At 65.8% G+C, this 12,505-nt stretch carries 9 protein-coding genes and 1 tRNA gene; 7 read left to right on the forward strand and 3 right to left on the reverse strand.

Going from position 1 to position 12,505, the window contains the following annotated elements; genetic code table 11:
- The first annotated feature begins 41 nt into the window (after positions 1–41).
- The 3 genes from ACFWVD_RS23910 to ACFWVD_RS23920 all read left to right on the forward strand — a co-directional run bounded on the left by ACFWVD_RS23910 (position 42) and on the right by ACFWVD_RS23920 (position 1,167).
- Positions 42–581 carry a tRNA adenosine deaminase-associated protein gene (locus ACFWVD_RS23910; protein ID WP_379246297.1) on the forward strand — a complete coding sequence of 180 codons (540 nt, stop codon included), beginning with the start codon at positions 42–44 and terminating at the stop codon, positions 579–581.
- Positions 578–1,030, forward strand: coding sequence for a nucleoside deaminase (locus ACFWVD_RS23915; RefSeq protein WP_379246299.1), 453 nt, complete (start codon positions 578–580; stop codon positions 1,028–1,030). The genes ACFWVD_RS23910 and ACFWVD_RS23915 overlap by 4 nt, the downstream gene beginning before the upstream one ends.
- Positions 1,031–1,076: 46 nt before the next feature.
- Positions 1,077–1,167, forward strand: a tRNA-Ser gene (locus ACFWVD_RS23920).
- A 16-nt stretch (positions 1,168–1,183) separates the two neighbouring features.
- Here the strand turns inward: ACFWVD_RS23920 and ACFWVD_RS23925 are convergent.
- The 3 genes from ACFWVD_RS23925 to ACFWVD_RS23935 all read right to left on the reverse strand — a co-directional run bounded on the left by ACFWVD_RS23925 (position 1,184) and on the right by ACFWVD_RS23935 (position 7,473).
- Entirely contained in the window at positions 1,184–2,152 is a 969-nt protein-coding gene (locus tag ACFWVD_RS23925) for a GlxA family transcriptional regulator (RefSeq protein WP_379246301.1), read from the reverse strand.
- Positions 2,153–2,721: 569 nt separating this feature from the next.
- The gene (locus tag ACFWVD_RS23930; protein ID WP_379246303.1) at positions 2,722–5,010 is read right to left on the reverse strand and encodes an MMPL family transporter; all 2,289 of its coding nucleotides are present in this window, start codon (positions 5,008–5,010) and stop codon (positions 2,722–2,724) included.
- A gap of 165 nt (positions 5,011–5,175) precedes the next feature.
- Positions 5,176–7,473, reverse strand: coding sequence for an MMPL family transporter (locus tag ACFWVD_RS23935; RefSeq protein WP_379246305.1), 2,298 nt, complete (start codon positions 7,471–7,473; stop codon positions 5,176–5,178).
- 199 nt (positions 7,474–7,672) lie between these two features.
- Here ACFWVD_RS23935 and ACFWVD_RS23940 point away from each other — a divergent pair, with 199 nt between their 5' ends.
- The 4 genes from ACFWVD_RS23940 (at position 7,673) to ACFWVD_RS23955 (ending at position 12,471) form a co-directional block, all read left to right on the forward strand.
- Positions 7,673–8,266 carry a TetR/AcrR family transcriptional regulator gene (locus ACFWVD_RS23940; protein ID WP_379246307.1) on the forward strand — a complete coding sequence of 198 codons (594 nt, stop codon included), beginning with the start codon at positions 7,673–7,675 and terminating at the stop codon, positions 8,264–8,266.
- A 9-nt stretch (positions 8,267–8,275) separates the two neighbouring features.
- On the forward strand, positions 8,276–8,752 hold the full coding sequence (locus tag ACFWVD_RS23945) for an RrF2 family transcriptional regulator (RefSeq protein WP_379246309.1): 477 nt from the start codon (positions 8,276–8,278) through the stop codon (positions 8,750–8,752).
- Positions 8,753–8,836: 84 nt separating this feature from the next.
- Positions 8,837–10,570 (forward strand): ABC transporter ATP-binding protein, encoded by a 1,734-nt coding sequence (locus ACFWVD_RS23950; RefSeq protein WP_379246311.1) that lies wholly within the window; start codon positions 8,837–8,839, stop codon positions 10,568–10,570.
- Complete coding sequence (locus tag ACFWVD_RS23955; protein WP_379246313.1) at positions 10,567–12,471, forward strand: ABC transporter ATP-binding protein; 1,905 nt, start codon at positions 10,567–10,569, stop codon at positions 12,469–12,471. Before ACFWVD_RS23950 ends, ACFWVD_RS23955 begins: the two co-directional genes overlap by 4 nt.
- Positions 12,472–12,505: the final 34 nt, after the last annotated feature.

Below are 12,505 nucleotides of genomic sequence, written 5' to 3' on the forward strand. Positions count from 1 at the left end.
CGAGTTCATCATTAGGGGTCGGACAGACTACCGTTTGGTTCATGGCAGCACAGCGCTCGGGCACGAACAGGGCGACGTCGGATGACGACTTCGACGTCGAAGGGTTCGCAGTGGCCGTGGTCCGCGAAGAAGGCACGTGGCGGGTCAGCCCGCTGAGCAACGAAGCCTTGCACGACCTTTCCGCCGCCGAGACCGAACTGAAGAGTTTGCGCAGCTCAGGCGCGGTATTCGGGATGATCGACGTCGACGATGAGTTCTTCGTGGTGTTGCGTCCCGCGCCCAGTGGCACCCGTCTGCTGGTTTCCGACGCCACCGCCGCGATCGACTACGACCTGGCCGCCGATGTTCTCGACGCGCTCAATGTCGAGATCCCCGATATCGACCCCGACGACCTCGACGATGTCGAACCGTGGGAAGAGGGCGACCTCGGTGTGCTGGCCGATCTGGGCCTGCCCGAGCCGGTGCTCAGTGTGATCATCGCCGAGACCGATCTCTACCCCGACGAGCAGCTCGGCATGATCGCCCAGCGCCTCGGTTTCGCCGACGAATTCGCCGCGGCCCTGGACAAATTGCCCAGGTGAAATCTGACGAAGACATGATGCGCGCCGCCCTGGCGGCCGCAGCCGACGCCGACCCGCGCGATGTGCCGGTCGGCGCCGTCGTCTTCGACGCCCACGGCCGCGAACTGGCCCGCGCCACCAACGCCAGAGAAGCAATGGGCGACCCCACCGCCCACGCCGAGGTCCTGGCCCTCCGCAAAGCCGCCGCGGTCCACGGCGACGGCTGGCGCCTGGAAGACGCGACCCTGGCCGTCACCCTCGAACCGTGCACCATGTGCGCGGGCGCGTTGGTCCTGGCCCGCGTCGGCAAGGTCGTGTTCGGTGCCTGGGAACCCAAAACCGGCGCCGTCGGCTCCCTGTGGGACGTGGTGCGCGACCGCCGCCTCAACCACCGCCCCCAGGTCCGCGGCGGCATCCTCGAACAAGACTGCGTGACCCTGCTCGACACCTTCTTCAAAAACCAACGCTGACCAGCCGATTTAACAATCCCCGACCCATTCCGGTACCGTAGTCGGCGGTGGCGTGTCCGAGCGGCCTAAGGAGCACGCCTCGAAAGCGTGTGAGGGGTAACCCCCCTCCGAGGGTTCAAATCCCTCCGCCACCGCCAAGAGCCCCTCACTTGTTCACGCAGGTGAGGGGCTTTTTCTTGTCTGAAAGGTGCGGCGGTAGGCCGACGGGGAGGTGCGGACCGCCTTCGCGAAATGGTGGCGGAAGGTGACCGGAGTGGCGAAGCCGGCGGCGGTGGCTATTTCCTCGATGGGGGCGTCGGTGGTTTCCAGCATTGCCAGGGCGGCTTGGATGCGTTGGGCGGTGAGCCATTTGCTGGGGGTGGAGCCGGTTTCGCGGGTGAAGTGGCGCAGGTAGGTGCGGGGGGACAGGCCTGCCACGCGAGCCAGGTCCGGTATGCCGAGGGGGTCGGCGAGGTGTTCCAGGGCCCAGGAGAGGCTGCGGGCGATGGGGGCGTCGAGGGGTTCGGGGGGTAGCGGGGACTCGATGTATTGGGCTTGGCCGCCGGTGCGGTGGGGTTGGATGACCAGGCGGCGGGCGACGGCGTTGGTCACGGCCGCGCCCAGGTCGGTGCGGACCAGGTGCAGGGCCAGGTCGAGGCCCGCGGCGCAGCCCGCGCTGGTGAGGATGTCGCCTTCGTCGGTGTAGAGGGGTTCCGGGTCGACCTCGACCAGGGGGTAGCGCTGACGCAGCAGGTCGGCGTAGCGCCAGTGGGTGGTGGCTCGGCGGCCGTCGAGCAGGCCTGCGGCGGCCAGCGCGAAGGCGCCCGAACAGATCGACACGATCCGGGATCCGTTGCTGTGCGCCAGCTTCAACGCATCGATCAATTCCGGTGAGGTCTGTGCGCGGGGGTCGGCGACGCTGGGGACCACGACCGTGTCGGCCGCGGCGAACTCCGCGAGGCCGTAGGGGCTGGTCAGGGTCGCGCCGCCGATCACGCGGATGGGGTCGGGGGTTTCCGTGCAGATCTTCAGGTCGTACCAGGGCTGGTCGATATCGGACCAGGTCAGGCCGAACACCTCGACGACGATGCCGGTTTCGAACGCCGTCATCCCGTCATAGGCCAGCACGGATACGGAACTCATGTCTAAATCTTAGCGGTAGTCGTCATATGCGCCACTTCTCCCGGTGGCGCGGAAGTCGGACCATAGAGCTATGTTGAAGCGACTGAAGGACTTTGCCATCGGGATCCACGCCGCGAACGCGATCAGGCACGGCATCCGCCCACCCACCGCCGCTCGCCGCGAGACACCGTGCGCGGGTGCGCGGAGAACTCGGTAGCGATCTGTCGTCGGGTATTCACCTCGTCCGACCTGCGGTGTCGGTCTCGCGTAATAGACTGGGTTACACCGAATCCGGGAAGGAACGATGTTTATGCGCGGGCGACAGCCGCCACCCGCGAAGTCCGGGATCGGGCTCGGGGGAAAGCTTGTGGTTCTTCTGGTGTTGGGCTGGGTTGCTGTGGGGCTGCTTGCTGCTGGCCAGCGGCATCATTTCGCTCAGTTGCCGCGGGAGTGTTCGGACTGGGCGACGATCGCGGTCACCGCTGCGGCGGGGCCTGCGAACTATGTCGGGTTGAATCCGCGCGTGACGGAATGCCAAGTGCCGCAACCGAGTCAATAGCCGGGGACCTGGGCTCCCCGGCCATCGGAACTCAGCCTTGCGGTGGGGCGATCGCTCGTCGTTCGGCCTGGATCTCCAACAACCGGGTGCCCTCGACGTCGATATCGGGCACGATGCGGTCCAGCCACTTCGGCATCCACCATGCCCATTTGCCCAGCAGCACAAGCAAAGCCGGGATGAGCACCATGCGGACCACGAACGCGTCCAGGGCCACGCCCGCTGCCAGCGCGAAGCCCATGGATTTGGCGGTGGGGTCGGATTCGAGCAGGAACGAACCGAACACCGAGATCATGATGATCGCCGCCGAGGTCACCACGCGCGCGCCGTGGTGGTAGCCCTTGATCACCGCCTGGGTGGGGTCGGCGCCGTGCACGTATTCCTCGCGCATGCGGGTCACCAGGAACACCTGGTAGTCCATCGCCAGACCGAAGACCAAGCCGATCAGCATGATCGGTAGGAAGCTGACCAGCGGGTGTGGGTCTTCGATCAGCCCGAGCTTGCCCTCCTGGAAGATCAGCACGGTCGCGCCGAACGTGGCCGCCATCGACAGCAGGAAGCCGAGTGCGGCGGTGAGCGGGACGAGGATCGACCGGAATACCAGGATGAGCAGGATGAATGCCGCGCCCGCCACGATCGCCATGTACGGCACGATCTTGCTCAGCAGCACGTGGTCGATATCGGCGTAGATCGCGGTGGTGCCGGTGATGCCGTACGTCATCTTGTACTGCTCGTTCAGCGAGGATTCCGCGTCGCGCGCGGACTGCACCAGATCCTTGGTCGACTGGGCATTGGGGCCGGTCTTGGGAATGCCGTTGATCAGCGCGCCCGCCCCGTCCTTGCTCATCTGAGGCTCGGTGACCAGGTCCATGTCGGGGTAGGACTGCAGCTTCTCGCGCAGGGCGGTCAGTGCCGCGGGGCGTTGATCGGCGGGCGTGTCGCTGAGGTCGACGGCCACCTGCAGCACACCGTTGCTGCCCTCGCCGAAACCCTGTGTGCGCAGGTCATAGGCCTTGCGGACAGTGGTGGTCTTGGGCAGGCTGTCCTCGCCGGGCAGGCCGAGGTTCAGGTTCAGGGCGGGCGCGGCGAGCAGGCCGAGCACCAGGATGGCCAGCAGCATCGTGATCGCCGGGAACTTGGCGATCACGCGAGCCACGCGGGTGCCGTTGGTGACGACGTTGTCGTCCTCGGGATCCTGCTGGGCGATCAGCGGCAGCTTCGGCTTGAACAGGTACTTGCCGAACGCGCCCAGCAGCGCGGGCATCAGGGTGATGGCGGTGAGCACGGCGAACGCGGCCGCGATCGCGCCACCCAAGCCCATGAAGGTCAGGAACCTGACCCCGACGATGCTGAGCCCGACCAGCGCGATGATCACGGTCAGGCCCGCGAACACCACCGCCGAACCCGCCGTGCCCAGCGCGGTTCCGGCTGCTTCCTCGGGTGAATCCTGTACGTGCAGTTCGTGTTTGTACCGCGACACGATGAACAGCGCGTAGTCGATCGACAGTGCGATGCCGATCATCGAGGCCAGGAACGTGGTGAAACTGGGCACCGACACGAACGAGGTGGACAGGAAGATCAGCGACGTCGCCGCACCAAGACCCACGATCGCGGTGATGATCGGCACGAACGCGGCCACGATCGCGCCGAACGCCACGATCATCACCACCAGCGCCACGCCCATGCCGATCAATTCGGCCTTGCCGCTGGGCATTTCCTGTTCCATGGCGATGGTGCCGCTGATCTCGACGGTCAGCCCGGCCGCGCGCGCGGAATCGCCTGCCTTGTAGGCGGCTTCGCGTTCGTCGGCGGTGATGTCGGCGAAATCCTTGATCGTGAACGGGACGCTGAAGAACGCGACGGTGTCGGGCGCGGTCTTGTTCAGCACGTTCAGGGGTGCGGCGCTGCAGGTGGAGGGGTCGGGTTGTGCTGTGAGACAGCCCATTTCCTCGGTGGCGGCGATCGGGTCCTCGATGGGTTTCGCGTGGTCGACGATGTCGAGTTGGCCGAGTCGGTCGATCAACCCTTTCAACGCCTCGCGGTTGGCCGGGTCGGTGAGCTTCTGCCCGGCGGGGGCGCCAACGACATACGTGCCGGTCACCGCGTCGAAGGCGAACGCCTCCGACATGCCGGGGAAGTGCTTGTCCAGAATGTCGGTGGCGCGTTCGGACGGCAGGTTCGGCATGCTGAAGTCGTCGGTCATCGGCTTCTGCAACGAGGAGCCCAACCCCGCCAGCACCATGAATAGCAGCAACCAGACAGGCAGCACGATCCATTTGCGGCGGAACGCGAGCTTACCCCACCGGTACAGGTAGATGGACACGGTTGTTCTCCTCGAGGATCGGTGCGCAGCGCGGATCTTCCGGTCGAACTAACCCTTGAGTCTGCTGCCCGGCAACCTCGATATCAAGCACCGGAACAGCACGAACACTGAAAACGAGACGACCCCGCAATCCGGTAGCGGACTGCGGGGTCGTCTCTGGAGGAATCAGCTGACCGGAACCGGCTGCTTCTCCATCGTCACGGTCTTCTCGGCGCGCAACTGCTCGAGCTTGGCGCCCTCGACGTCGATATCGGGCACGATGCGGTCCAGCCACTTCGGCATCCACCACGACCACTTGCCCATGATCACCAGCAGCGCGGGCACGATCACCATGCGCACGATGAACGCGTCGATCGCCACACCGGCGGCCAGCGCGAAACCGAACGACTTCGCGGTGACGTCGGTTTCCATGATGAAGGAACCGAACACCGAGATCATGATGATCGCCGCGGAGGTGACCACGCGGGCACCGTGGTGGTAGCCGGCGACCATCGCGTCCCTCGGCGACTTACCGTGCACGAATTCCTCGCGCATGCGGGTCACCAGGAACACCTGGTAGTCCATCGCCAGACCGAACACCAAGCCGATCAACATGATCGGCAGGAAGCTGACCAGCGGTTGCGGATCGGAGATCAGGCCGAACGCGCCCTCCTGGAAGATCAGCACGGTCGCACCGAAGGTGGCCGCCATCGAGAGCAGGAAGCCGAGGGCCGCGGTGAGCGGGACCAGGATCGAGCGGAACACCAGGATCAGCAGGATGAACGCGGCACCGGCCACGATCGCCAGGTACGGCACGATCTTGCTGAGCAGCACATGGTCGACATCGGCGTAGATGGCGGTGGTGCCGGTGATGCCGTACGCCATGCCGTACTTCGCGTTCAGATCGGCTTCCGCGCCACGTGCCTCGGCGACCAGATCCTTGGTGTCCTGGTTGTTGGGACCGGACTTGGGCACGCCGTTGAGCATGGCGCCCTGCTTGTTCTCGCTCCACTGCGGCTCGGTGACGTAATCCATGCCCTCGTAGGACTCGAGCTTGGCGCGCAGTGCGCCCACGGCGGCTTCGCGCTCAGCCTCGGGTGTCGCGCTCAGGTCCGCGGCGACCATGAGCACGCCGTTGCTGCCCTCGCCGAAGCCTTCGGTCCGCAGGTCGTAGGCCTTACGGATGGTGGAGGTCTTCGGCATGCTGTCGTCACCGGGCAGGCCCAGGTTCAGGCCGGCGGCGGGTGCGGCCAGCGCGCCGAGCACGACCACCGACAGGATCAGCGCGACCCACGGCGCCTTGGCGATCAGCTTGGCGAACCGCTGACCGTTGGTGACGGACGTGTCGTCGTCGGGATCGTGCTGCGCCACCAGCGGCAGCTTCGGCTTGAACAGGTACTTGCCGAACGCGCCCATCAGCGCGGGCATCAGCGTGACCGCGGTGAGCACCGCGAACGCCGCCGCGATGGCGCCACCCAGACCCATGAAGGTCAGGAACTCCACGCCGACGATGCCGAGAGCACCCAGCGCGATGATGACGGTGAGACCGGCGAACACCACGGCCGAACCGGCGGTGCCCAGCGCGGTTCCGGCGGCTTCTTCGGCCGAATCACGCACGGACAGTTCGTGTTTGTACCGGGACACGATGAACAGCGCGTAGTCGATCGACAGCGCGATACCGATCATCGAGGCCAGGAAGGTGGTGAAGCTGGGCACCTCCATCACCGACGTGCCGAGCATGATCACCGAGGTCGCGGCACCCAGGCCCACGATGGCGGTGATGATCGGGACGACTGCGGCGACCAGCGCGCCGAAGGCCACGACCATCACGATCAGCGCGACACCCATGCCGATCATCTCGGACTTGCCGCTGGGCTGTTCCTGCTTCATCGCGATCGAACCGCTGAGCTCGACGGTCAGGCCTGCGTCGCGGGCCTGCGCGCCGACGTCGAACGCGGCGTCACGCTGGGCATCGGTCACGTCGGTGATGGTGGGGATGGTGAACGGGACGCTGAGCACGCCGACGGTGTCGGGTGCGGTCTGGCTCAACACGTTCAGCGGCGCGGACGAGCACTTCGACGGGTCCGGGTTGCTCAGGCAGCCCATCTTGTCGGTGAGTTCGACCGGGCTGACCGGCTTTTCGGCGTGATCGACGATGTCGAGCTCGTTGAGCTTCGCGATGAACGCGTCGATCGCGGCGCGGTTGGCCGGGTCGGTGAGCTTCTGCCCCTCCGGCGCGCCCAGCACGTAGGTGCCGGTGACGGCGTCCATCGAGAACTGCTTGGACATGCCTTCGAAGTGCTTGTCGAGGATCTCGTTGGCGCGGGCCGACGGTAGCTCGGGCATGCTGAAGTCGTTGGACATCGGCTTGGCCAGGGTGAAGCCGAGTCCGCTCAGGATCACGAACAGCAACAGCCAGACCGGCAAGACGATCCATTTACGGCGGAAAGCGAACTTTCCCCATCTGTACAGGTATACGGACACGCGGGTGCTCCTAGCGCGAAGAACGGGTGGGATAGGGCTCGTAGACAGCACTTGCGGGCCGCCCCTGCCGAACCCGCCTCCACTACATCGTTTTCTGCCTACCGTGCGGTAGGTAGACTACCGAGGAAGGAAGTGGAGGAGCAACCTCAATTTTTGGGGCTGCTTATGTACAACGCACATTCATGGGAGGATTGCCGCCATGCCCGCCCGAGACATCGCCGATACCGTCACCGCAGGTGGCGGCACCAAACAGGCGATTCGTGACGCCGCCGTCGCGCTGTTCTCCGCCAAAGGTTTCGAGCAGACGAGCCTGCGCGAGGTCGCGGATGTGGTGGGAATCACGAAGGCGTCGCTGTACTACCACTACGCCTCGAAGCTGGATCTGCTGCTGGCGATCATCGATCCGATCATCGATCACATGCGCGAGATCGTCGAGGACATCGACGCCGTCCCGTACGACGACGAGGGGATCCGCGCGGTCCTTCGCACCTATCTGCGCGGCATGATCCGCCACCGCGACGCCGGCGCGCTGTGTGTGCGCGATACCGCCGCGGTGGTCAACGCCATCGCCGATCGCTATCCCGATCTGATGGAACCCACCCGTGAGCTGCGGTTATGGCTGGCCGGGCCCGAGCCGACCACCGCGTCGATGCTGCGCGCGGCCGCGGCCATCGAGGTGCTCGGCGTGGCACTGCTGTCCTCGGAGCTCACGCCCGACGCCACCGACGAGGTGGTCGAGAAGACCCTGCTCGACGCGGCTACCTGTGTCCTGACCGCGTGTGGGACCGCGTAAGTTCGACCTGTGCATATCACCGCCAGGGTCGATTACGCGGTGCGAACGCTGCTCGAACTCGCCGCGGCCGATGGAGTCGTCAAGTCCGAGGCCATCGCCGCCGCCGCACAGATCCCCCCGAAAGTGCTCGAGACCGTGCTGGCCGAACTGCGCCGCGCGGACCTCGTGCTGAGCAGGCGTGGGCCCGACGGCGGGTATCGGCTGGGTCGGCCCGCGGCGGAGATCTCGGTGGCCGATGTGATCCGCGCGGTGGAATCGCCGCTGGCGTCGGTGCGCGGGCAGCGGCCGGAGGATGTGCGATATCCCGGTGCGGCGGAACCGTTGCAGCAGGTGTGGATCGCGCTGCGAGTAAATATTCGCGCGGTGCTGGAGAACGTTTCGATTGCCGATATCGCTGCCGACGCACTGCCGGGTTTCATCGGAGAATTGGTCGCTGACCCCGGCGCATGGGTGCGTCGCGAACCCCGTACACCTGCGGGTGCCTGAGTTATCCACAGGCGCGAAGTTATCCACAGGGTGGGCAAAAGTGCGCGGCGTCGGTGACCTGCGCGCGGTAGCCTTCGACCCATCATGTTGATCACCCTGCTGAGGACCTACCTCACCCCCTACCGGCCCCAATTGGCGGCTGTGCTGGTCCTCCAGCTGATCTCGGTTATCGCGATGCTCTACCTCCCGAGCCTCAACGCCGACCTGATCGACGACGGTGTCACCAAGGGCGACATCGGCTTCATCTGGACCACCGGCCTGTGGATGTTGGCGGTGAGTTGCGTGCAGATCGTGGCCTCGTCGGCCTCGGTGTACTTCGGCGCGCAGGCCGCGATGGGCGCGGGCCGGGACATGCGCGGTGGCGTGCTGCACCGGGTGGAGACGTTCTCGGCCAGGGAGGTCGGGATGTTCGGCGCGCCCTCGCTGATCACCCGCTCGACCAATGACATTCAGCAGGTCCAGCTACTGATCGTGATGTCGGTGACCATCCTGGTGATGGCGCCGATCATGTGCGTGGGTGGCGTGATCATGGCGCTGCGCGAGGATCTGGGACTGTCGTGGTTGCTGCTGATCGCGGTGCCGGCGCTTGCGCTGTCGATGGGCACGATCGTGGCCAGGATGGTGCCGGGTTTCCGGCAGATGCAGGAACGCATCGACGGGGTGAACCGGGTGATGCGCGAGCAGATCACCGGTATCCGGGTGGTGCGCGCGTTCGTGCGCGAACGGCAGGAGATCTGGCGGTTCGGCATGGCCAACACCGCGCTGACCGACGCATCGCTGCGGGTGGGCAAGCTGATGGCGCTGATGTTCCCGACCGTGATGTTGATCAGCAATCTGACCGCGGTCGGGGTGATCTGGTTCGGCGGACACCATGTCGACAACGGCACGATGCAGATCGGCTCGCTCACCGCGATGCTGTCGTACGTCATGCAGATCCTGATGGCCGTGATGATGGCCTCGTTCCTGGCGATGATGGCGCCGCGCGCGGCGGTGTCCGCGGATCGGATCGGGGCGGTGCTCGAGACCGAGTCCTCGGTGCGTCCGCCGCGACTGCCGCAGCCGTTCAAGGGTGATCCGGCCACGGTCGACATGCAGTACGCGGAGTTCGCGTATCCGGGTGCGGAGAAGCCGGTGCTGCGCGGGATCCGTTTCCAGACCGCGCCCGGCACGACCACTGCCGTTGTCGGTTCGACCGGTTCGGGCAAGACCACGCTGATCAACCTGATCCCGCGCCTGATCGACGTCACCGACGGTGCGGTCTACGTGGGCGGCACCGACGTGCGACACCTGGACCTCGAATTGTTGCGCAGCGGAATCGGATTGGTGCCGCAGAAGGCGTACCTGTTCTCCGGGACGATCGCCACGAACCTGCGCTACGGCAAGCCCGACGCCACCGACGAAGAACTGTGGCACGCGCTCGAGGTGGCCCAGGCGGCCGATTTCGTGCGGGAGATGCCGCAGGGTCTGGACACTCCGGTTGCCCAGGGCGGCACCACGGTGTCGGGTGGTCAGCGGCAGCGGTTGTGTATCGCGCGGGCGCTGGTGCGCAAGCCACGGATCTTCCTGTTCGACGACTCGTTCTCCGCGCTGGACGTGGCCACCGACGCCCGCCTGCGCGCCGCGCTGAAGCCCGAAACCGCCGATGCCTCGGTGATCATCGTGGCCCAGCGCATTCAGACCATTCGCGATGCCGACCAGATCGTCGTCCTCGAAGACGGCGCGATGGTGGGCATCGGCACCCATGACCACTTGATGCAGCGCTGCTCGGAGTACCGCGAGATCGTCGAGTCCCAACTGAGCGCGGAGGAAGCCCGATGAGGCCAGGTGGACCCGTACCCGGAGCTCCCGGTACGAAGGCCAAGTCGTTCCGTCCGTCGCTGAAGCGACTGCTGAGCAGGCTGGCTCCGGAGAAGTTCACCGTCGGGGTGATCGTCGCGCTGGTGATCACGTCGGTGGTGCTGAATACGCTGGGCCCGTGGCTGCTCGGCAAGGCCACGAACCTGGTGTTCGACGGCTTCGTCGGCAAGCAGCTCGCGCCGGGGCTGACCAAGGACCAGACGGTCGAACTGCTGCGCCGCCAGGGCGAGACCACCCGCGCGGACATGCTGTCGGCGATGAACGTGATTCCGGGAACCGGGATCGACTTCGACGCCGTGGGCCGGGTGCTGATGATCGTGCTCGCGCTGTATGTGGCCGCGTCGGTGTTCGGGTGGTTGCAGGGATATCTGCTCAATATCGTCATCAACCGCACGGTGAAGCGGCTGCGCGACGAGGTGGAGCAGAAGCTGCACCGCCTGCCGCTGCGCTACTTCGACACCGCACCGCGCGGTGACGTGCTCAGTCGCGTCACCAACGATGTCGACAATGTCTCGCAGAGCCTGCAGCAGACCATGAGCCAGCTGCTCGTCTCGCTGTTCACCGTGATCGGCATCCTGATCATGATGTTCTGGATCTCGCCGCTGCTGGCACTGATCGCGCTGCTCACCGTGCCTGCCGCGATCGTGGTCACCGCGCAGATCGCCAAGCGCTCCAAGCCGCACTTCGTCAACCAGTGGAAGTTCACCGGCGAAGTGAACTCCTCGGTGGAAGAGGCCTACACCGGCCACGAGATCATCACCGCGTTCGGTCGCGGCCGCGAGGTCGGCGCCGAGTTCGACAAGCGCAACCAGGACCTCTACGACGCCAGCTTCAAGGCACAGTTCATCTCCGGGTTGATCATGCCCGCGATCATGTTCCTCGGGAACGTGAACTTCGTGTTCATCGCGCTGGTCGGCGGGCTGCGGGTGGCCACGGGCAACCTGTCGCTGGGCGAGGTGCAGGCGTTCATCCAGTACTCGCGCCAGTTCAGTCAGCCGCTGACCCAGATCGGCGCGATGGCGAACCTGCTGCAGTCGGGCGTGGCCTCGGCCGAGCGGATCTTCGAGATCCTCGACGCCGAGGAACAGAGCCCCGATCCGGTGGTGGAGAACCAGCGTCCGGTGGATCGTGGACGGGTGGAGTTCGAGGCGGTGTCGTTCGGCTACGACCCGGAATCGCCTGTCATCGAACGCCTTTCGCTGGTCGCGGATCCAGGCCATGTGGTCGCCATCGTCGGGCCGACCGGTGCGGGCAAGACCACGCTGGTGAACCTGCTGATGCGCTTCTACGAACTCGACGCGGGCACCATCGCCATCGACGACATCGACATCACCACCATCTCGCGCGACCACCTGCGCTCGCGCATCGGCATGGTGCTGCAGGACACCTGGCTGTTCAAGGGCACCATCCGCGAGAACATCGCCTACGGCAACCCCACCGCTTCGGAGGAGGAAATCCTCGCCGCGGCGCGGGCTGCGTATGTGGACCGGTTCGTGCACTCGCTGCCCAACGGGTACGACACGGTCATCGACGAGGAGGGCGGGGGTGTCAGCGCCGGCGAGAAGCAGCTGATCACCATCGCGCGCGCGTTCCTGGCCAAGCCGTCGATCCTGATCCTGGACGAGGCGACCAGCTCGGTCGATACCCGCACCGAGTGCCTGGTGCAGCACGCGACCGCGGCCTTGCGTCGCGATCGCACCAGTTTCGTGATCGCGCACCGGCTTTCGACGATCCGGGACGCCGATCTGATCGTGGTGATGGACAAGGGCCGCATCGTCGAACACGGGACGCACGAACGATTACTCGCCGAGCGCGGGGCCTACTACGACCTGTACAACGCCCAGTTCGCGGCGGCTCAGTAATACAACGCCCAGTTCAGGCCCATCGTCGCGGGCC

The sequence above is a fragment of the Nocardia sp. NPDC058666 genome (genome assembly GCF_042714895.1).
In the GTDB taxonomy this organism is placed as follows: Bacteria; Actinomycetota; Actinomycetes; order Mycobacteriales; family Mycobacteriaceae; genus Nocardia.

What these genes read in the sequence shown, in the direction of transcription:
- ACFWVD_RS23910 (WP_379246297.1), top strand. Translation starts at nt 42, where the DNA reads ATGGCAGCACAGCGCTCGGGCACGAACAGGGCGACGTCGGATGACGAC.
- ACFWVD_RS23925 (WP_379246301.1), bottom strand. Translation starts at nt 2,152, where the DNA reads ATGAGTTCCGTATCCGTGCTGGCCTATGACGGGATGACGGCGTTCGAA.
- ACFWVD_RS23940 (WP_379246307.1), top strand. Translation starts at nt 7,673, where the DNA reads ATGCCCGCCCGAGACATCGCCGATACCGTCACCGCAGGTGGCGGCACC.
- ACFWVD_RS23950 (WP_379246311.1), top strand. Translation starts at nt 8,837, where the DNA reads ATGTTGATCACCCTGCTGAGGACCTACCTCACCCCCTACCGGCCCCAA.
- ACFWVD_RS23955 (WP_379246313.1), top strand. Translation starts at nt 10,567, where the DNA reads ATGAGGCCAGGTGGACCCGTACCCGGAGCTCCCGGTACGAAGGCCAAG.